Source organism: Tissierella sp. QWL-11 (genome assembly GCF_058683765.1).
In genome coordinates, this window is the sequence record NZ_CM178750.1 from 462,951 (window position 1) to 483,630 (window position 20,680).

19 protein-coding genes are annotated in these 20,680 nt (G+C 30.0%); 13 read left to right on the forward strand and 6 right to left on the reverse strand.

Annotation, left to right across the window (positions count from 1 at the left end; translation table 11 throughout):
* The first annotated feature begins 441 nt into the window (after positions 1–441).
* Complete coding sequence (locus tag AC4PG3_RS02185; RefSeq protein ID WP_492197446.1) at positions 442–726, forward strand: hypothetical protein; 285 nt, start codon at positions 442–444, stop codon at positions 724–726.
* A gap of 72 nt (positions 727–798) precedes the next feature.
* Here the strand turns inward: AC4PG3_RS02185 and AC4PG3_RS02190 are convergent, their stop codons facing one another.
* Positions 799–939, reverse strand: coding sequence for a GHKL domain-containing protein (locus tag AC4PG3_RS02190; protein WP_492198185.1), 141 nt, complete (start codon positions 937–939; stop codon positions 799–801).
* A gap of 214 nt (positions 940–1,153) precedes the next feature.
* Between AC4PG3_RS02190 and AC4PG3_RS02195 the strand changes: the two genes are divergently transcribed.
* From AC4PG3_RS02195 to AC4PG3_RS02205, 3 genes are all read left to right on the forward strand, one after another.
* Positions 1,154–2,410, forward strand: a complete 1,257-nt coding sequence (locus AC4PG3_RS02195) for an ATP-grasp domain-containing protein (RefSeq protein WP_492197447.1) — start codon at positions 1,154–1,156, stop codon at positions 2,408–2,410.
* Entirely contained in the window at positions 2,403–2,696 is a 294-nt protein-coding gene (locus tag AC4PG3_RS02200; RefSeq protein WP_492197448.1) for a hypothetical protein, read from the forward strand. The genes AC4PG3_RS02195 and AC4PG3_RS02200 overlap by 8 nt, the downstream gene beginning before the upstream one ends.
* Before the next feature lie 791 nt (positions 2,697–3,487).
* On the forward strand, positions 3,488–4,384 hold the full coding sequence (locus tag AC4PG3_RS02205; protein ID WP_492197449.1) for a hypothetical protein: 897 nt from the start codon (positions 3,488–3,490) through the stop codon (positions 4,382–4,384).
* Positions 4,385–4,628: 244 nt separating this feature from the next.
* Here the strand turns inward: AC4PG3_RS02205 and AC4PG3_RS02210 are convergent, their stop codons facing one another.
* On the reverse strand, positions 4,629–5,237 hold the full coding sequence (locus tag AC4PG3_RS02210; RefSeq protein ID WP_492197450.1) for a DUF5301 domain-containing protein: 609 nt from the start codon (positions 5,235–5,237) through the stop codon (positions 4,629–4,631).
* A gap of 20 nt (positions 5,238–5,257) precedes the next feature.
* Positions 5,258–6,649 carry an MATE family efflux transporter gene (locus tag AC4PG3_RS02215; protein WP_492197451.1) on the reverse strand — a complete coding sequence of 464 codons (1,392 nt, stop codon included), beginning with the start codon at positions 6,647–6,649 and terminating at the stop codon, positions 5,258–5,260.
* Positions 6,650–6,854: 205 nt separating this feature from the next.
* Between AC4PG3_RS02215 and AC4PG3_RS02220 the strand changes: the two genes are divergently transcribed.
* From AC4PG3_RS02220 to AC4PG3_RS02235, 4 genes are all read left to right on the forward strand, one after another.
* Complete coding sequence (locus AC4PG3_RS02220; RefSeq protein ID WP_492197452.1) at positions 6,855–7,292, forward strand: MarR family winged helix-turn-helix transcriptional regulator; 438 nt, start codon at positions 6,855–6,857, stop codon at positions 7,290–7,292.
* Positions 7,293–7,312: 20 nt separating this feature from the next.
* On the forward strand, positions 7,313–9,556 hold the full coding sequence (locus AC4PG3_RS02225; RefSeq protein ID WP_492197453.1) for an ABC transporter ATP-binding protein: 2,244 nt from the start codon (positions 7,313–7,315) through the stop codon (positions 9,554–9,556).
* Positions 9,553–11,406 (forward strand): ABC transporter ATP-binding protein, encoded by a 1,854-nt coding sequence (locus AC4PG3_RS02230; protein ID WP_492197454.1) that lies wholly within the window; start codon positions 9,553–9,555, stop codon positions 11,404–11,406. Before AC4PG3_RS02225 ends, AC4PG3_RS02230 begins: the two co-directional genes overlap by 4 nt.
* Before the next feature lie 190 nt (positions 11,407–11,596).
* The gene (locus AC4PG3_RS02235; protein WP_492197455.1) at positions 11,597–12,757 is read left to right on the forward strand and encodes a baeRF7 domain-containing protein; all 1,161 of its coding nucleotides are present in this window, start codon (positions 11,597–11,599) and stop codon (positions 12,755–12,757) included.
* Between the two features lie 76 nt (positions 12,758–12,833).
* Here the strand turns inward: AC4PG3_RS02235 and AC4PG3_RS02240 are convergent, their stop codons facing one another.
* The gene (locus tag AC4PG3_RS02240) at positions 12,834–13,313 is read right to left on the reverse strand and encodes a cupin domain-containing protein (RefSeq protein ID WP_492197456.1); all 480 of its coding nucleotides are present in this window, start codon (positions 13,311–13,313) and stop codon (positions 12,834–12,836) included.
* A gap of 163 nt (positions 13,314–13,476) precedes the next feature.
* On the opposite strand from AC4PG3_RS02240, the gene AC4PG3_RS02245 reads away from it, so the two are divergent.
* The gene (locus AC4PG3_RS02245; protein WP_492197457.1) at positions 13,477–14,694 is read left to right on the forward strand and encodes an ABC transporter substrate-binding protein; all 1,218 of its coding nucleotides are present in this window, start codon (positions 13,477–13,479) and stop codon (positions 14,692–14,694) included.
* A gap of 196 nt (positions 14,695–14,890) precedes the next feature.
* Here AC4PG3_RS02245 and AC4PG3_RS02250 read toward each other — a convergent pair whose 3' ends face one another.
* Positions 14,891–16,069, reverse strand: a complete 1,179-nt coding sequence (locus tag AC4PG3_RS02250; protein WP_492196428.1) for an IS110 family RNA-guided transposase — start codon at positions 16,067–16,069, stop codon at positions 14,891–14,893.
* 270 nt (positions 16,070–16,339) lie between these two features.
* Between AC4PG3_RS02250 and AC4PG3_RS02255 the strand changes: the two genes are divergently transcribed.
* The 4 genes from AC4PG3_RS02255 (at position 16,340) to hcp (ending at position 20,061) form a co-directional block, all read left to right on the forward strand.
* Complete coding sequence (locus tag AC4PG3_RS02255; protein WP_492197458.1) at positions 16,340–17,041, forward strand: GTP-binding protein; 702 nt, start codon at positions 16,340–16,342, stop codon at positions 17,039–17,041.
* Complete coding sequence (locus AC4PG3_RS02260; protein WP_492197459.1) at positions 17,034–18,029, forward strand: ATP-binding cassette domain-containing protein; 996 nt, start codon at positions 17,034–17,036, stop codon at positions 18,027–18,029. Before AC4PG3_RS02255 ends, AC4PG3_RS02260 begins: the two co-directional genes overlap by 8 nt.
* A 19-nt stretch (positions 18,030–18,048) precedes the next feature.
* Entirely contained in the window at positions 18,049–18,291 is a 243-nt protein-coding gene (locus AC4PG3_RS02265) for a hypothetical protein (protein ID WP_492197460.1), read from the forward strand.
* A gap of 105 nt (positions 18,292–18,396) precedes the next feature.
* Positions 18,397–20,061 (forward strand): hydroxylamine reductase, encoded by a 1,665-nt coding sequence (gene hcp / locus AC4PG3_RS02270; RefSeq protein ID WP_492197461.1) that lies wholly within the window; start codon positions 18,397–18,399, stop codon positions 20,059–20,061.
* 222 nt (positions 20,062–20,283) lie between these two features.
* Here hcp and AC4PG3_RS02275 read toward each other — a convergent pair whose 3' ends face one another.
* Positions 20,284–20,607, reverse strand: coding sequence for a GHKL domain-containing protein (locus AC4PG3_RS02275; RefSeq protein WP_492197462.1), 324 nt, complete (start codon positions 20,605–20,607; stop codon positions 20,284–20,286).
* Between the last annotated feature and the right edge of the window lie 73 nt (positions 20,608–20,680).

The window sequence follows — 20,680 nt, forward strand, 5'->3', positions numbered from 1 at the left end:
ATATATGCACAGTATTATATAGATATCAAAGAACCTTATATGGTAAGATAGTTTTCGTATAAAAAATTCTCCGATTATTAATGATGACTTAAATTTAAGAACTATTAAAAGTGAATGGATTGAAGCAAGATTAAGAACTGGTGCATTAGATGTTGGTAAATTAGCTCTGGACACAGTTATTGCAGTAATCTCTATTAAACTAGGAATGGCCCCTACTACTCTAAAACGAGCTATTTTAGACCAACTCAAAGATTATGCAATTGGTGATTTATTGCCAGATTTCTTCTACATTAGTTGGAAAGAATATATCTATTATAAAAATATTAATCAACCAAGACCAGATATGAAGATTGAAACATTATTTTATACAGGGCAATATTTTGATGACTATCTTGGGAAAACTACAATATATGGTTGATTTAATACAGGGGAGATGATTAAATGTTGGAAAAAGAAGAATTACCGGATGGATTATATATAATAATATTTGTGATTCTAGCTTTTATTAGGCGTTCTTTTACTGACTCCCTTGATAAACAATCTGAAGCTTATTTGATTGCTTTCCCTATAATTCTAACGACCATAGCAGTTATAGTTATAATTAATGCTATAATTGAGATGAAGAAATATAAGGGAACACGAAAAGTTATATCCGCAAAGTGGGATATTGCAATTATGACAATAGCAGTAATTTATTTTTGCCTGAAAGAGTTTGGAGTATTTTAAACAAAAATATTTTAAAAAAGGGGCTGTTTCATAACTATTAAATTAGTTATGAAACAGCCCCTTTTTTATTATTTAGGAGTGACTTAAATGAAGTATTATAGTAACTGAATACTCATTATCTCCTATATCTATATCTAGATATCCATTATATTTATCTACAATATCTTCTATAATCCTAAGTCCATATCCCTCTTTAATATAGTCTTTTTTTATTTAAATATACTTTTTAATTACTGCTCAAACCAAAAAACAACACTTAGACCGAATTTCAACACAATTCAAACTTTATCTGTTATAATTATTATAACAGAAGGAGATGGAAATTAAAGTCATAAATAATCTTATTAGAAACTATATTTTGCATAGATAAAGATTAAATTACTATATTTTTCAAATTTCATTAGTTATAATTTAGGGAGGGAAAATTATGAATAGTATTATTTTTATTGAAGCAACAACAACTGGTGCAGGATATAAGGGAATAAAGGTTGCCAAAAACAAGGAGTTAAATGTGATCCTCTTAACAAAGAATAGATCAAAGTACGACTCCTGCGGAATATCTAAAATATGTGATGTTGTAATTGAAACAGATACAGATGACAAAAATAATTTACTAAATTTTATTTTAGAGTTAAAGAGTAATAGCAATATCAAAATTCAATCTGTAACAACTTTTGCAGATTTTTATGTTCCGCAAGCTGCATATGTCGCTGAAACTTTAAACTTACCAACTATACCATATGAATGTGCAAGATTATGCAGGAATAAATACTATATGCGTAAAGAAATAGACAAGATAAATCCAAAATATAATCCAAAGTATTTTTTAGTTGAAAATGTAGAAGATGCATTGGCAAAGGCAGAATTATTAGGATATCCTCTTATACTAAAACCTCAAGATGAAAATGATAGTTTTAATGTTCTTTTGATAACAAGCCAAGATGAATTAGAAATTAAATTTAATGAAATAAGTAAAAACACCTTAAATAGAATTGGACAAAAAAAAGAATCACAGGCTTTATTAATTGAGGAATATATGAGTTCACAAGAATATAGTGTAGAAACATATTCTACTGAGTCAGAGATAGAACTTATTGGTATAACTAAGAAGATAACTTCAGGAAAGGAGAGGGGACAATTTGTTGAAATAGCACATGTTTTTCCTTCGAAAGAACATGAATTAGAATTATATGGAGCTGTAAAAGATGTTATAACATCAATGGGTATAAAAAATGCTATTTGCCATACTGAAGCTAAGTATGAAAAAGATGGAATTAAGATTGTTGAGATAAACCCCAGGCTTGCTGGAGGAGGTATCGGTAGTGATATGATTGAACTTTCAACTGGACTATCGCCAGTTTCATATGCAGTGGATTTATCCTTAGGAATTAATAAAAAATGGGCTCCCACAAAGTTGAAATGTTCTGTGATACATAAGATTCAAGCTGATAAAACAGGTATACTTAAATATATGAAATTGCCAAGTGAAATATATAATGATGAGAAATTCGTAAAATTTGAAAGATTTATAAAGGATGGTACTTCAGTAAGACAACCACTTTTAAATGCAGACTTACTAGGCTATATATTGATGGTTGGAGACTTATCTGATGATATGTTATCTATTGCAAAACAATATATTGATTCAGTAGAACTATATATAGAGGTAAATAAGCATGAGTGATAAATTTTTAAATGATTTGCAAGAAGATATTTTAGAGGAAAAAGGAATTTATGTATTGTATGTATTTTTGTTTGTCTTATTTTTTATAATTACTATTGAAGAGATAAAACTATACTTCGACATAGTAAGAATTATTTTATCTTTTGTTCCTTTATTATTTTTAATTTATTTTAAATGTAAAAAGACAAGGGATATAAAACAAAATGAGATAATTTTGAAACATATAGTTTTGTTTATTATATTGTTATTCGCAACTGTATTTCAATTTATAAAAAATATTATTTAGATATCATATTGATTACTTTGATTGCATTAGCCCTAATCTATGAGAGTATTTAGTCTTCTGTTTATAAAATAATAACATAATATTACATTGTTAAAATGGTTTGTTTATAAATAAATATTTCGATAATTGAAAATTAAACTATTAAGGGGAAAAAATGTTTAAAAAAGCAACTTCGTTTATACTGTTTTTTGTATTCTATTGGTAGTTCCAAGTAGTATAGGTGCAGCTGTTAGTCTTATTTTAGCTGGAGGCTCAATATCATGAACGGTTTAAGATGAACATAGAATCTATAATAACACATAAAAAAGAAAAAAGAATTAGAATACTAAGTTTTGCAATTGTTTTTTTAATTCATCTACCTATTAGGAGCAAAATTATAGGATATGATATTAACAAAAAAATAATTATTATAAATAAGATTATTGGTAATTATGATTTGAATCTTTTACATTATAATAGATAAACCATAATTTTTGTAGATGATTAATGAGAAGAGGTTATAAAAGCTTTTATTTGCCATAACAGTGTTCAACTTGTGTGTATAAAAGAAACAAAAAAAGACAATCAAAAATAATTATTTTTAAGGTAAGCAGAAAAATACTATAGAATATTTGATAGAATATAACTTGAATGAGAAAATATTGAGCTAATTAAATTAATACAGGAAGCGATAGATAAATTAGATAAGATTTCTTAAGTAGGTGTAATCTATCCACTCGACTACATTAGACAAAAATTTTGCAATATCTATGTTATGCTAATATCAAACTTACTATGAGGAGGTTGTTTTTATGAAAAACAAAAGATTTGTTGTGTTTTTAGTATTGATTATGCTAATGGTATTTACAGCAGTAGCATACCCGAATGAAAGTAGAGGGGAGGCTCTTATAAAAGAAAAAGAGATTGAGTTAATGGAAGTAAATGTATACACTGAAACAAAGGATGTATTCTCTAAGGATGTCTTTGATAAAGTATTTTCTAAAAAAGATAAATCTTTTTTAGAAAATGATCTAAATGCCGATATAAATTATTTAAAAGACTCTGTTCAAGTTATAATAAAAACAAGGATAAACCCATCCACTCAAAACAATCTTATTTTATATGCTGATAACAATCCGGTAGAAGTTAGCTCAAAAGGAACTATATTAATACCCAAAGATACAAAAGTAGTTTCTAAATCAGAACTTTTAAATGATGAAAATATTTCTAATATCACTATAGGATTAGATGGCTTTGATATATCTATTATTGAAATGACTAAGGCAAATGGATCAGAAATTGTTTTCAGAGCTAGTTCAGGAGAACTTTTAGCTGTAATGGATGAAAAAGAAGATAAATTCCTTAATACTAATAATATGGTATCTTATCGTAAAGGTTACGGTGATAAATATTACCCCGGAGACTGGGTTCACTGTAATAGATTTAATGGTTCGAGTACAGACGACGTGCATTACGATTGGAGAAACGGGTCTGCTGATGAAAAAGCCAAGGCTGTAAAAAATTTTTATGGGAGTGACTGTCATATAGCATTAACCCAAGCAGGGAGTAAATGCACCAGTATAGGTTCATGTAACTGTAATACATCAGAAAGGGCAGCATATTGTTCAGGTTTTACAAAAGAAAAATGGATAGATAAAAATTGTGATTATACATATCATAAACACTCGTATTTAGTAATTCCAAGATAGCTACACAATAAAAAATTATGATTGACATAAAAGTGAGAAGTAATTAAACTTCTAGATGTTTTTAAAAAATCGATATAGAGTGTTAATGGTAAATTTAATAAGTAAAAGGCAATATAACTAATCTGTATCTTAGGAATGACTAATTACGCTTAAAGATACAGATTAGTTATATTTTTAAAGTAAAGTAATAGTCGATCTTTATCTATTCTCATAAGTGAATTTGTTCTATAGATATTTTATTAAGTTACTTTTTCAAATTTTTTTTAAGTATCTCATCAAGTTGCATTGAAATACTTTCTCTGTCTCCCCTTTCTATAATCTCATTTAATACATCCAAGTCATTAGATCCTAATTTAAAAATACCATTATATGGTTGGTCTATATAAAAAGTTTCATTCTCTTCATAAATTGACCGTAGACTGTTATGTCCAGATGTAAAGTTAAAAAGAACTGCGGTAAATTTTGTTTTGTTAGGAAAGTCAGAGATACTGTCTTTATTTATTTTCTTAGAGTTTTTGAATACTTCTAATAGTTCATATATGTCCGATTGTTCATAAACAACAACCCTTTCAGCACATTTTTCATTGACAACATTAATAAACGTGATGCTGCTTAATTTTTCAGGATTAGGAACTGCCAAATAACTGTTATGTTTACTTATTATAAAAATAGAGATTGCACCCATAAACAATATAAATAGAACAATGATTTTCTTTGTTTTTCTATAAATAATATCTACTCCCTTCGCCAAGTATATATATGTTAGAAGACACATAGATATTTTAGTATATCTATTGCTTATTATTATAACACTCTTTATCATCTTCAGGGCAAATATCATTCTACATTTCAAGTTGATTTATTTCTCTTTTCCTAATTCTCATCACAATTATCTAGGTCTTTACAATCTTCCATTTTTCTAAACACTTCTGTAAATATCTTTTTAAATAATATCAACAATAGAATAGAAGAAACTAATTCAGAAATAGGGAAAGAATACCATACTAAACTAAGTCCTCCTACTTTTCCAAGTATATAAGCAAGAGGAAGCAGTACTATGATTTGTCTTAGAAACGATAAACTCAAGCTTATAAAACCCTTCCCTATGGCCTGGAATGTGGTTGAACCAACTATAGCTATACCTACTATTGGGAATGAAAGACTTATTGTCTTTAAGGCATCTATTCCTACTTTTACTAAATTTGGATCATCATTAAATAAAGTGATCAAAGTCCTTGGTATTGTTTGAAATAGGATAAATCCAAACATAGTTATTGTAAAACCTACTATAAGACCATACTTAATTGTCTTCTTCATCCGTTCTGGATTATTGTGTCCATAATTATAGCCTATTATTGGCATATACCCTTGGTTTAGTCCAAATACTGGCATAAATATAAAACTTTGAAGTCTAAAGTATATCCCTACTACAGCTAAGGCATCAGGATTATAAGATCCTACTATTATATTTAGACCACCTACCATAACCGATGCCAAAGATTGCATTATCATAGCAGGAAAACCTACACTATATATATCTCTTATAATAGAAAAGTCAAACTTAAACTTCTTTAAATTTAACTGTAAATCTCCCTTATTGTTTAATACCTTATATACAATATAAATTCCACTTACAAATCTACTAAATACTGTGGCATAAGCTGCACCTGCAACTCCTAGTTCTGGGAAAAATCCTATACCAAAGATTAGAAATGGATCAAGTATTACATTTATAATAGAACCTATAAGCATAGAGACCATAGGTACAAAGGTATTGCCTTCACCTCTAAGTATATTATTAGATAACATAGGGACAAATAAGAATATAGATCCTATAAATATAATACTAATATATTCTGTAGCCAGATTGATTAAACTTATATCATCAGTAAATATACTGATTAAATCTCTGGAAAAAAACATTCCTATAATACCAATTATAAGCCCATAAAAAATAGACAGTAAAAGTACATGCTCTGCTACATTAGATGCTTTTTTATCTTCTCCCTTCCCTAAAAGTCTAGATATCAATGAGCTAGTACCTACACCTGTACCTACTGATATAGATATTAAAATTAATTGTAAGGGAAAGGCTAGTGATAGTGCAGACAAACCCATTTTACTGTATTGTCCTACATAGATGCTATCTACAACATTGTATAGAGCTTGAATAGTCATAGATAGTATTGATGGAATAGATAGTTTTATTAAAAGTGGCAAAATAGGCTCTACTCCTAGTCTATTTTCCCTTGGTTGGTTTTCCATAGTAACACCCCTTGCTAAATTTAAATAAAATAGGATTTAATTTATTTATACACCAAATAAGTATAATTAAGCATTTATAATTATATTTAGTCAACTAATAGTTAAATATAATTTAAATAAGTAAATATTGGATATTGACAAGAGTTAAATATAGGAGTATTGTATTCAGTATGATTAGACGACTAATTAAATAGGAGATGAGAAATTGGAAATTATAGATAAAAATTCTCTTTACTATGCTTTTTTAGAAATACTTAGACTGCATCACATAAAAGCACACCAACTGTTAGAAGAAATAGGATTATATCCTGGGCAACCCCCTCTTTTATTTATACTAAATAAAAAAGATGGGCAAAGTCAAAAGGATTTAGCAAAGGTATTACATATAAAAGCTTCAACAGTAAATGTGATGATAAAGAGGATGGAAAAAGAAGATTTGATCCAGAGAAGACAAGATAGTGAAGATCAAAGAATTTCTAGAGTATATATTACCCCTAAAGGTAAAGAAGTATGCAAAAAAGCTAGTAAAATGATGAAAAAAATGGAGCATGAGATGTTTTTAAACTTAAATACAGAGGAAAAGATTGTACTTAGAAGGCTTCTTTTACAAGTTAAAGAGAATCTTTCCATATCAGAAAATTAAAGCATAATTAGGAGGGAAATATGAAGAGAATAATAAAAGAAATGAAGCCATTTACTTTCATTGTCATTATAATAGTAGGACTATTGTTTTTTCAGGCTATGACAGAATTAGCTTTACCAGATTATATGTCGAAGATAGTAAATGTAGGTATACAACAAAATGGTATAGAAGATACTGTGCCAGAGATAATAAGAAAAAGTGAATTAGAAAAAATAAAGATATTTTTAAATGAAGAACAAAAAGATATAGTAGAAAAGAGTTATAAATTAATAGAAGAGTTAAGTGAAGATGAATACAAAGAATACAAAGAAAAATATCCTTTAATTGATGGGCAAACTATATATGTACTCAATGAGGCAGAAGTAGAAAACATAGAAAAACTAGATGGCTTTTTAAGTAAAGCTATGCTTACAGTATATGGGATAGAAAATGGAGGATCTCAAGGAATATTTAAAGAAGAGATGACTGCTGAGAATCCATTTGGACAGTTTCCAGAAGGAGTAGATCCTTTTGTAGTAATTTCAAATATGCCTGAAGAACAGTTAAATGGAATCAGATCAAAAATTGATGAAAGGTTCAGTGAGCTTCCAGAATCTATGATTGATCAATCTTCTATTCCTTTTATAAAAGCAGAATATGAAGAATTAGGTGTAGATATAGAAAAAGCTCAATCAAATTATATCCTGAAAATTGGGGGTATAATGCTATTAATTGCTTTAATAGGGATGGTGGCATCTATATCAGTAGGGTTTTTGTCTGCAAGGGTGGCAGCATCCCTTGGAAGAAATTTAAGGGAAAAGACATTTTCAAAGGTTATATCCTTTTCAAATAATGAGTTCAATAAATTTTCAACTGCTTCATTGATTACAAGAAGTACTAATGATATACAGCAAATTCAAATGCTTATGGTAATGTTTCTTAGGATTATATTTTATGCCCCAATACTTGGAATCGGTGGAGTAATAAGAGCACTAGATACAAATACTTCTATGGCTTGGATAGTGGGTGTTGGAGTTGCAGGAATAATAATTTTAGTGGGAATTCTATTTACCTTTGCTATGCCTAGGTTTAAGATTGTACAAAAACTTGTTGATAAAGTAAATCAAGTTACTAGGGAATCCTTAAATGGACTTATGGTAATAAGAGCCTTTAACACACAAAGTCATGAAGAAGAGAAGTTTGACAAGGCGAATAAAGATCTTACAAAGACAAACTTATTTGTATCCAGACTTATGGTTACTATGATGCCTACTATGATGTTTATAATGAATAGCATCATGCTACTTATTGTATGGATAGGGGCAAAAGAGATAGATGCAGGCGGTATGCAAGTAGGAGATATGATGGCCTTTATGCAATATGCTATGCAAATAATCATGAGTTTCTTAATGATATCAGTAATCTCTATAATGTTACCAAGAGCAACTGTAGCTGCTGGAAGGATAGGAGAAGTTTTAGATACTGAAATTGAGATAAGAGATTCAGAAAAGCCAATTAGTATAAAAGAAGGCTCAAAGGGTGTAGTAGAATTTAAAGATGTTAGCTTTAAGTATCCAGGAGCTGAAGAATGTGTGTTAGAAAATGTAAGTTTCAAAGCAAATCCTGGAGAGACTACAGCTTTTATAGGAAGTACAGGTAGTGGTAAGTCGTCTTTAATAAATCTTATACCTAGATTCTTTGATGTAAGCAAGGGTCAAATTACCATTGATGGAATAGATATAAGAGATATAAAAATCCATGATTTAAGAGAAATAATAGGATATGCTCCTCAAAAAACAACTCTTTTTAAAGGAGATATAAAGAGCAATCTAAAATATGGGAAAAATTTTGATGTAAATGAAAAGGAAATAGAAGATGCAATAGATATATCTCAAGCGAGAGAGTTTGTAGAGCAAAAAGATGAAAAGATACTTACTCCTATATCTCAAGGTGGTACAAATGTATCTGGAGGACAAAAGCAAAGATTATCAATAGCAAGGGCCATTGTTAAAAAACCCAAGATATTGATATTTGATGATAGCTTTTCTGCCCTTGACTTTAAAACTGATTCAAATTTAAGAAAGGCTTTAAAGGAAAATATAAAGGATGCTACTATTTTGACTATTGCTCAAAGGGTAAATACAATTAAAAATGCTGAAAAGATAATAGTATTAGATGAAGGTAAAATAGTTGGGACAGGAACTCATAAAGAGCTTTTAAAGTCATGTGATGTTTATAGACAAATAGCCTTATCTCAATTGTCAGAGGAGGAATTATCAATATGAGCAAAGAAAATAGAGAAGTGAGAACTCCTAAAGGCCCAAGGGGAGGTCCTGGTCCAGGAGGAATGGGAGTAGTAGAGAAACCCAAAAACTTTAAAGGGACTTCTAAAAAGCTATTGAATTATCTTAAACCCTATAAGTGGAAACTAATTTTAGTTATAATCTTTGCCATAGGAAGTGCAGCTTTTTCAATAGTAGGACCTAAGGTTCTTGGTATGGCTACTACAAAGATATTTGAGGGTTTAATATCCAAAATATCTGGGATTCCTGGTGGAGGAATAGATTTTTCCTATATAGGAAATGTTATAACCATACTTTTAGGATTATATATTTTATCAGCTATATTTTCATATATTCAAGGATTTATAGTGACAGGGATTGCACAAAATGTATCCTATAATCTTAGGGAGAGCATATCTAAAAAGATAAATAAACTTCCCCTTAGATACTTTGATAAAAATACCCATGGAGATATTTTATCTAGGGTTACAAATGATGTTGACACAGTAAGTCAATCTTTAAATCAAAGTATGAGCCAAATCATAACTTCTGTAACCACTATAATAGGTGTTTTGATTATGATGTTATCTATATCTTGGAGAATGACCATTGCGGCAGTGCTGATTTTACCTGTATCTATGGTGTTAGTATTGCTAGTAGTTAAGAAATCTCAAAAGTATTTCAAAGCACAGCAAAAATCTTTAGGGCTGCTAAATGGACATATAGAAGAGGTATTTAGTGGACATGATGTAATGAAAGCTTTTAATGCAGAGGAAGAAGTAGAAGGGAAATTTAAAGATATGAATGGTGAGCTATATAATTCTGCATGGAAGGCCCAATTTTTATCTGGAATGATGATGCCTATTATGAAGTTTATAGGTAATATTGGATATGTTGCAGTTTCAATCCTAGGAGGATGGTTTGCAATCAGGGGAGTTATTCAGGTAGGCGATATTCTAGCTTTTATCCAGTATATAAGGAGATTCACTCAACCTATAGCACAAGTAGCACAAATAAGTAATGTATTACAATCTACAGTAGCTGCAGCAGAAAGAGTATTTGAATTTTTAGAAGAAGATGAAGAGGTAAAAGAGGCATCAAATCCTATAAAACTAGAAAATGTAGATGGTAGAGTTACTTTTGAAAATGTTAATTTTGGATATGATGATGAAAATATAATAATAAATAATTTTTCAATAGATGTAAAACCAGGACAAAAAGTAGCTATAGTTGGTCCTACAGGTGCAGGTAAAACTACCATAGTAAAACTTTTAATGAGATATTATGATTTAAATGGCGGAAGAATTTTAATGGATAATCATGATATAAATGAATTTACAAGAAAAGATTTAAGAGACAATATAGGTATGGTATTGCAAGATACATGGCTATTTTCTGGAACTATTATGGAAAATATAAGATATGGAAGATTAAATGCCACAGATGAAGAAGTAATATCCGCTGCTAAATCTGCCCATGCCCATAGATTTATAAAGACACTTCCAGAAGGATATGATATGTTGATAAATGAGGAAGCTGACAATGTTTCTCAAGGCCAAAAACAATTATTAACTATTGCAAGGGCCATATTATCAGATCCAAATATATTGATTTTAGATGAGGCAACTTCATCTGTAGATACTAGGACAGAGGTCTTAATTCAAAAAGCTATGGAAAATCTCTTAGAAGGAAGAACTAGCTTTATAATAGCACATAGACTGTCTACCATAAGGGATGCAGATATAATACTTGTAATGAAAGATGGAGATATAATAGAACAAGGTAGTCATGAAGAGTTATTAGAGAAAAATGGATTTTACGCAGAATTATATAATAGTCAATTTGCAGCATAATATATTTGGGATAAGGAGTAGGATGCCTTGTCCCATTTTTAATTTTAAAAATAAAATAAATTTCCATATAAATAAAAAAGTGGAAATTCATCTTCATTATTTATCTATATAAGGTATTTATAAATACACATATGAAACTATATATTGGACAAATTAATATATATAAATAAATTTTTAAAAAGGAGGTAAAATGAATATTTTAGATAAAGAAATTTATGAAGAACTATTAGATACAAAAGGTGATTTATTAATATCTATGTATTTTCCTACTTTTAAAATGGGAGCAGATGTAAAGCAAAATGCTATAAGATTTAAACAGAGAATAAGAGAAGCAGAAGATAAATTGTATAATATGAAACTTACTAAAAAAGAAGTAGAAAATATATTGAAACCAGCTAGTAATTTAGTAGATGAGACCAAGTTTTGGCAAAATCAAAGTGAGTCTTTAGCAGTATTTATAAATGGAGAAGAAATAAATTATTATAATCTTCCATTTGAAGTAGAAGAAAAGACAGTTTTATCAAATAAATTTTATACTAAACCTCTTATTTCCTTATTTACTGGAGATAAAGAGTACTATATATTAGCAATTAGTCAAAATGAAAATAGACTTTTTAAAGCATCTAAACAATTTATTGAAGAAATAGAATTAAAAAATGCTCCAGGGAGTGTAGAAGATTTGAATATGGATTATGATCCTAGAACTAATCTTCAAATAAAAACATCTAGTCCAGTAGGTGGAAATTCCTTAGTCTACAACAAGGCTACACAAGGTCAAGGAGTCGAAAATGACTTTGATATTAATCAAGTAACTAAGTATTTTAGAGCTATAGATGAATCATTAGATAGATATAAAAAAGGAAATATACCTTTAATTCTTACTGGAGTAGAATATTTAATACCAATATTTAAAGAATCTAGTAAATATCCAAATATAGTAGAAGAATATATTAAAGGAAATCCTGAAATATTAGATGCAAAAGATTTACATGAAAAATCATGGGGAATTATGGAAGATAAGTTTAATAAAATACAAGAATTGGCAAAACAAAAATATGAACAGTATAAGGGTCAAAAAAATAAATTATATTCAAATTCATTGAGCAAAATAATACCTCAAGCCTATAAAGGACAAATAGAAACTCTCTTCATAGCAGAGGATTTAGAAAAATGGGGTAATTTTGATCCTGAAAACAATAAAGTAAAGATATTAAATGATAAAAAATTTGAAGCAGAAGACTTAGTTGCATATGCAGCAGCTCTAACAACTACAAGAGGTGGAACAGTATATTCTGTATCAAAAGATAAACTCCCTGATGATAGTGAAATATCAGCAGTTTTGAGATATTAAGGAGAAAAGATCTCTCAACTACAAAGAGAGATCTTTTTAAATGAAATAGATTTAAATTGTAGAGTTAATATAAAAATTACCAATTATTATCATGCATTTCAGCATCTTCTTTAGTTTTATGAACTGTACCATGAGGATGTTCAGGTGGTGCATAAATAGAATATAATTTAAGAGGAGTACAACCTATATTTATTAGATTGTGCCATTTCCCAGCAGGTATTAATATTACTGAATCATCACAAACTCTTCTTTCAAAGTACATATTATTAGGACTGTCTCCCATAACAGTTAGACCTTGGCCCTCTTCTATACGAATGAATTGATCTACATCGTGATGAACTTCTAATCCTACATCATCTCCAGGATTTATACTCATCAAGGTCAGTTGTAAATATGTTCCTGTCCATAGTGCAAGCCTAAAATTAGTATTTTGTTCTGCAGCTTCATGGATATTTACTACATAAGGACATGGGCCATAATCTCTTAGATCAATACAATGACAACAATATTCTGAACCATTATGTGACCTTGGATATCTTCTATAATAATCATTCATAGCTATCTTCCTTTCATTTGAGTTTGTACACTATAATATATGATTTTTTTTCAAAAAAGGTTCATAATAATTGGTAACTAATGTTACCGACTATTTTTCTATATGGATATATAATAATTACAGAATATAAATTACTCTGCTTTAACTTTATTAGGAGGCAAATATGAATAAATATTTTAATATAAAAGACAAAATCTATGATATAACTGAAAAATATCCAGAGACAATAGATGTATTTGTATCTAGTGGATTTGATAAACTTCAAAATGAAAATATGAGAAAGATAATGGGAAAAACTATTTCCTTAGAAATGGCTTGCAAGAGTAAAAAAATAAGTATAGATTTATTTGAAAAAAAGCTTATAGAAACAATACAACAAAATAGAATTTCCGAAGATAAATCTTTAATAAATATAGAAGAAAAAAAAGATGCAGATATAAAAATTGAAGGAATTCTTCCATGCCCTGTAAAATTACCTCTATATGAGAGTTTTGAAAAATGGTTAGAAAAACAAGATTTTCAATTTACCTTGGACTATGAGTTAAAAGTAGCATCTGGTGGAGTAGATTGGATAAAGGATAAAATTAAAGATTTAGAAGATGAGAAAGAGATAGCAGATATATTTATTTCAGCAGGATTTGATTTATTCTTTGACAATGAATTGATAGGTAAATATAAGGAAAGAGGAGTATTCAAAGATTTTACTCCAGCTCAGATAAATGAAGATTTTGACAATGAGTATATAAATTTAAAAGACCCAGATTCTCAGTATGGAATGATAGGAGTAGTTCCTGCTGTATTTTTAGTAAATAAAGAAGAGATAGGAGATAGAGAATATCCTAGGACTTGGGAAGATTTATTTAAGCCTGAGTTCCAAGGAGAGGTGTCTCTTCCAGTAGGTGACTTTGACCTATTTAATGCAATACTTCTAAATATATACAAAAAATATGGAGAAGATGGTTTGAGAAAACTTGGAAAATCCTTTATGAGAAATATGCATCCTTCTGAAATGGTAAAGTCCTATAGGAAAAAAGATAAGCCAACTATAACTATTATGCCATATTTCTTTACAAAGATGATTACAGGAAAAGGTCCTATGGTTCCCATATGGCCAGAAGATGGTGCCATCATAAGCCCTATATTTCTTTTAAGTAAGGCATTGAAAGAAGAAAAATTAAGACCTTTTATAGATTTCTTTACATCAAAAGAAGTGGGAGAAATACTTTCAAATAATGGAAAGTTTCCATCAACTAATTTAGAAGTAGATAATCAGTTAGATAGGCATCAAAAGTTTATGTGGCTTGGATGGGACTATATAAACAATCATGATATAGGAGCCCTCATAAAAAAATGTGAAAAGATATTTAATGAATCTATATAGACCAGCTATTAAAAGTCAATAAATAATTTAATTTATTTTACCTTTGTGATTATAGAATTTCTGTCAGAACCCGTCAAGGGAAAAAGAGCCCCTTGACAGAACCTGCCATAAATTCTTATGTAAAATTAGGCAAAACAAATAAGCCTAAACTGTGTGTACAAAATTTAGGATGATAAATAAGCTATACAAGTGATTGTTACTTGATATCAGGCACATAAGGTTCATTATCACGCAATACAGCAAATATAATATTACACATTTTTCTAGCAACTGCACCAACTGCAGTTAAATGGTGTTTACCACGTGCTTTGAGTGACTGATAATAGACAGATAATGCCGGATCTTTAAATGCAGCTACTGTAGCTGCTAACCAAATTGCTCTACGAAGATACGGAGAACCACGTTTAGAAATTTTAGTCTGTGTACCAACAAAATCACCAGACTGTTTTACAGCAACATCAAGGCCAGCATAAGCAACAAGTTTAGGAGCAGTTTCAAAGCGTGAGATATCACCAATTTCTCCAATGATTATGGCTCCAAGAACATCACCAATACCGGTAATAGTTGTGATAACTTGATTGGTTTGATGTAGCAAGGTTGAAATTTCGATTTCTAGTTCTTTTAATTGTTCTTCAATAAAGTTAATTTGAGCAATAATTTGCTTAATTTGAAATGCAAATGCATCTTTAGCAAAACTGACTCCAAAAGTATTAATAGCTGATTCTTGTATTTCAGAAGCTTTAGACAAACCAAAACGGCCTCTGCTTGCTTCTGATAAAAGTACTGTAAGAGTATCAGTATCAACAGATACCATATCTTCAGGAGTTGGATATTTTGAAAGAAGTTCTCTAGAAGTTACTCCAAAGGTATCTGAAAAGAGCTTGGAGTATTCAGGAAAAACTTGATCTAAAAGAGCAATACACTTGCGTTTCCAATCAGAACATTCATCTACTAAGGCAAGGCGATACCGAGATAATTGACGTAAAGCCATAATATCCTCATTCGCCAAAGATGTGGATGAAAACTGTCCGAAACGCATAATTTGAGCAATGATAAAAGAATCTTTAGAATCATTCTTGGTTTGCCTAATATACATTTTTCTAAAAGCATCTGATTGAATAGGATTGATAACATAAACAGTAAATCCAAGATCAATTAGATAAGAATACAGGCTAACCCAATAATGACCAGTAGCTTCCATACCAATAATTACCTTAGAGGTATCAGCTTCAAACTTATCAAGTAAAGCTGCTAATTTAGCACAGCCAGCTTGAGAATTTGAGAAAGAAATACTTTTAGCGAGAAGCTCACCATTAGAATTAATAATAGAAGCTTCGTGGTTTTTCTTAGCAATATCAATACCAACATAAAACATAAAATCACCAGCTTTTAAAATATTAACAGATAAAGTCTAGAACCTCTCTACTTTACACAATACAACCTCGTTAGATATTCAGTAACTAGGTACTATCCAGCTCATTCGCATATGGATGTAAAGAAGAGGCGTAACCCTATTTAAGGAAGACAACGCTTCAAGGAGGTAGACTACGACCCCTATCTGTACAACTATTATCTCACAAGATTAGTGAGATAGAAAAGAGATTATAGTTTAATAACTATAACTTTATTATACGAGGAGGTAAATATGAATTTAATTGTATTTTCAGGTCCTCCATCATCAGGGAAGACCTCTATAATACTTAAGACAATAGAATCTATGAAACAAAGGGATATAAAGGTGGGAGTAGTCAAATTTGACTGTCTTTATACAGATGATGATGAATTATATAAAAAAGCTGGTATCCCTGTGAAAAAGGGGCTATCAGGTGCTCTTTGTCCAGACCACTTCTTTGTTTCAAATATTGAAGAAGTGGTTCAATGGGGAAATAAATTGGGATTGGATATGTTAATCACTGAATCAGCGGGACTTTGCAACAGATGCTCTCCATATATAAAGGATATAAAAGGAATATGTGTAATAGACAATCTCTCAGGAATAAATACTCCAAAGAAAATAGGACCTATGTTGAAATCAGCAGATATAGTAGTAATTACAAAAGGAGACATAGTATCTCAAGCAGAGAGGAAAGTATTTGCGATGAAGGTAAACTCAGTAAATCCAAGGGCTACTACTATGCATATAAATGGACTTACAGGTCAAGGAGCATACGAACTTAGTACTCTTCTTTATGATGAAGAGCAAAAAGTAGATTCAGTACAAGGTAAAGAACTTCGATTTCCTATGCCGTCAGCTCTTTGCTCCTACTGTCTAGGAGAGACCAAAATAGGTGAAAGTTATCAAATGGGAAATGTGAAAAAAATGGATTTAGGTGATGAAGATGAATAATTTGACCATAGAAGAGTTAGAAGCAAAGTATCCCTTTGTATCAACTTACTTTGAAGAAAATAAATTAGATGTAAGTGAATTCAAAGATATTACATTTAAAGAATATTTAGATCACTTTAGTGAAGAAGAAATAGAAGATTTTGCCATAGACAGGGAAAAAATGTATCTAGATCTAGAAGAGTTTATCTCACAAATGAAGGAGTTTCTGGGAATAGAAGACAATACAAATATAGAATCATTGACTATCCTTCCAGGGCAAGATAAATCTGGTGTAAAAGAAGGCTTTGAAGAATTAACTATTCATAAATCAGAGATTATTTCAATAGTAGGACCTACAGGCTCTGGGAAGTCAAGACTACTTGCAGATATAGAGTGGACAGCTATGAGAGATACTCCAACTAATAGGGGGATTTTAATAAACGGAGAAAACCCTGATAAAAAATGGAGATTTTCTACTAATAATAAATTAGTAGCTCAACTTTCACAAAATATGAACTTCGTAATGGATTTAACTGTAAGAGAATTTTTAGAGCTTCATGCTGAGAGTAGGCTTGTAGAAGATATAGATGATGTGATAAAGAAGATACTATATGCAGCAAATAATTTAGCAGGTGAAAAATTTGATATTGATACACCAGTTACTAGTTTAAGTGGAGGACAATCTAGAGCTTTGATGATAGCGGATACCGCAATTTTAAGCTCATCTCCCATAGTGTTAATAGATGAAATAGAAAATGCAGGGATAGATAGGAAAAAGGCATTAGAACTTTTAGTCTCCAGTGACAAAATAGTGCTAATGGCTACCCATGATCCAACTTTAGCACTTATAGCAGATAAACGAATAGTTATAGAAAATGGAGGAATAAAAAAAGTAGTAGACACTTCCCAAGGAGAAAAGGGAATTTTAAAAGAACTAGAAAAGATGGATAATCTAATTCAAAATATGAGAAATAGTTTGAGATATGGAGAAGAATTAAAAACAAATTAAAATTGAAGGAGAGATTTCTATGCATGAAGGATGTACAGGTAGTTTTGGAGATGGAAAAGCAGTTGTAGATAAGATTAGAATGATGGGATTTAATAAAAGGCCTATGCCAAGTCCTATTAAAATACTATGTAAAGAATGTGAAAATGAATTTGAAATGACTCATTTAGAGACTAAATGTCCACATTGTAATATGGTATATGGTGTTACGCCTTGTTCTACTTCAAATCCAGATAGAATAATGCCAGCAGGAAAAGATTATTAATATTGTATTTGGTAACCTAGGTTACCGAATATATATTTTATATAAGCTATAATTAATTTATAGTAAAGGAGAAAATAAAATTTATATATAGGGGGAGATTAGCAAATGACAATGTTTTGTTATCAATGTCAAGAGGCAGCTGGAGGTAAAGGTTGTACAAAAGTAGGAGTATGTGGCAAAACTTCAGAAGTAGCAAATCTACAAGATTTAATGATCTACAGCCTAAAAGGAATTTCACAACTAGGAGTAAAGGCAGATGAAATAGGATATAAGATGGAAGGCATAGATAGATTTATCATCGAAGGTTTATTTATGACTATTACAAATGCTAACTTTGATAGAGAAAGATTCTTCTCTAAAATTAAAGAATCTTTAAAATTAAGAGATGAATTAAAAGAGGAATTAAATAGAAAAGCAGTAGACTTAGGGAAATTAAAAGATGCAGCTACTTTTACAGTTAACTCTAATGATGAAATAGTATTTAAATCAAATAGTAATGAGGTAGGAGTTCTTTCTACTGAAAATGAAGATATTAGAAGTCTAAGAGAATTAGTAATATATGGATTAAAGGGTATGGCGGCTTATGCAGAACATGCTGATAACTTAGGATATGATGATGAAGATATACCTAAATTTATGAGAAGAGCTCTAGTTGCTACAATGGATGATTCATTAAGTGCAGATGATTTAGTTAAATTAGTATTAGAAACTGGAGAATATGGTGTAAAAACTATGGCACTACTAGATAAAGCGAATACTTCTACTTATGGAAATCCAGAAATATCAGAAGTGAATATAGGGGTTAGAAATAATCCTGCAATATTAGTATCAGGACATGATTTAAAGGACTTCAAAGAATTATTAGAACAAACTCAAGGTACTGGTGTAGATGTATATACTCATAGTGAAATGTTGCCAGCAAACTACTATCCAGAGCTTAAAAAATACGATCACTTTGTAGGAAACTATGGTAATGCATGGTGGAAACAAAAAGAAGAGTTTGAGAAGTTTAATGGTGCTATATTATTTACTACAAACTGTATAGTACCACCTAAGGCATCCTATGCTGATAGAGTATATACTACAGGTAGCTCAGGATATCCAGGGTTTAAACATATTCCAGATAGAGTAAATGATGAACCTAAAGACTTTAGCGAAATCATAGAATATGCTAAGAGACTTCCAGCTCCAACTGAGATAGAAACAGGTACAATAGTAGGTGGATTTGCTCATGCTCAAGTATTTGCCTTAGCAGATAAGATTGTAGATGCCGTTAAATCAGGGGCAATCAAAAAGTTCTTTGTAATGGCAGGTTGCGACGGAAGAATGAAGAGCAGAAGTTATTATACAGACTTTGCAGAAGCACTTCCAAAAGATACTGTAATTCTTACAGCAGGATGTGCAAAATATAGATATAACAAATTAAATCTTGGAGATATAGGTGGAATCCCAAGAGTATTAGATGCAGGACAATGTAATGACTCTTATTCATTAGCAGTTATAGCTATGAAATTAAAAGAAATCTTTGAATTAAATGATATAAATGATTTACCAATAGCGTACAATATAGCTTGGTATGAGCAAAAAGCAGTTATAGTACTTCTTGCACTACTTTCCCTAGGAGTGAAAAACATTCACCTAGGACCAACACTACCAGCATTCCTATCACCAAATGTTGCTAATGTATTAGTAGATACCTTTGGAATGGGAACTATTGGAGAAGTAGAAGACGATATAGAAATGTTTATGGGAGAATCTGTAGGAGCATAATAGAAATAAGAAAACTCTGACAAGTTTAATTGTAAAGAGCAATTTAATAAGAGCTATATAAATAAAGAGGTTAACATATTGTTCATATACAATGTGTTAATCTCTTTTATAATTTTTAGTGATTATTAGAATAAATAATGTTCACTAAAGTTACTAAAGATAGTTATATTTCAGTTGTACATATACTCCACTATATATCACTATTAGTGTTTAAATGAAGTATTATAGTAACTGAGTACTCACTTTTTTATCTATATCGATATATCCATTATATTTGTCTATGATATCTTCTACTATTCTAAGGGTATATCCCTCTGAAATAAAATCCTTTTTATTTAAGTGGATTTTTCTTCTATGATTGCGATTATCAATATTATATGTATTTTTAATATTATAATATAGAAAATTACCATGTGGATATAATTTAAAATTGATATGTTTATTTTCTACTGTACTATTGAAACAAGCTTCTATAGCGTTGTCTATAGTATTAAATAGAATAGAACTAAGATCTAAATCATCAATATTTAACTTTGGCGGGGCCATAGCTTTTGCATCAAATCTGATTTCATGAGAACTTGCATCTAAATATTTATCGTTTTAAATTATATTAATTAAA

Coding starts and splice junctions, on each gene's coding strand:
- AC4PG3_RS02200 (WP_492197448.1), top strand. CDS start 2,403: ATGAGTGATAAATTTTTAAATGATTTGCAAGAAGATATTTTAGAGGAA.
- AC4PG3_RS02195 (WP_492197447.1), top strand. CDS start 1,154: ATGAATAGTATTATTTTTATTGAAGCAACAACAACTGGTGCAGGATAT.
- hcp (WP_492197461.1), top strand. CDS start 18,397: ATGACAATGTTTTGTTATCAATGTCAAGAGGCAGCTGGAGGTAAAGGT.
- AC4PG3_RS02185 (WP_492197446.1), top strand. CDS start 442: ATGTTGGAAAAAGAAGAATTACCGGATGGATTATATATAATAATATTT.
- AC4PG3_RS02235 (WP_492197455.1), top strand. CDS start 11,597: ATGAATATTTTAGATAAAGAAATTTATGAAGAACTATTAGATACAAAA.
- AC4PG3_RS02240 (WP_492197456.1), bottom strand. CDS start 13,313: ATGAATGATTATTATAGAAGATATCCAAGGTCACATAATGGTTCAGAA.
- AC4PG3_RS02250 (WP_492196428.1), bottom strand. CDS start 16,069: ATGTTTTATGTTGGTATTGATATTGCTAAGAAAAACCACGAAGCTTCT.
- AC4PG3_RS02265 (WP_492197460.1), top strand. CDS start 18,049: ATGCATGAAGGATGTACAGGTAGTTTTGGAGATGGAAAAGCAGTTGTA.
- AC4PG3_RS02230 (WP_492197454.1), top strand. CDS start 9,553: ATGAGCAAAGAAAATAGAGAAGTGAGAACTCCTAAAGGCCCAAGGGGA.
- AC4PG3_RS02260 (WP_492197459.1), top strand. CDS start 17,034: ATGAATAATTTGACCATAGAAGAGTTAGAAGCAAAGTATCCCTTTGTA.
- AC4PG3_RS02205 (WP_492197449.1), top strand. CDS start 3,488: ATGAAAAACAAAAGATTTGTTGTGTTTTTAGTATTGATTATGCTAATG.
- AC4PG3_RS02245 (WP_492197457.1), top strand. CDS start 13,477: ATGAATAAATATTTTAATATAAAAGACAAAATCTATGATATAACTGAA.
- AC4PG3_RS02225 (WP_492197453.1), top strand. CDS start 7,313: ATGAAGAGAATAATAAAAGAAATGAAGCCATTTACTTTCATTGTCATT.
- AC4PG3_RS02215 (WP_492197451.1), bottom strand. CDS start 6,649: ATGGAAAACCAACCAAGGGAAAATAGACTAGGAGTAGAGCCTATTTTG.
- AC4PG3_RS02255 (WP_492197458.1), top strand. CDS start 16,340: ATGAATTTAATTGTATTTTCAGGTCCTCCATCATCAGGGAAGACCTCT.
- AC4PG3_RS02275 (WP_492197462.1), bottom strand. CDS start 20,607: ATGGCCCCGCCAAAGTTAAATATTGATGATTTAGATCTTAGTTCTATT.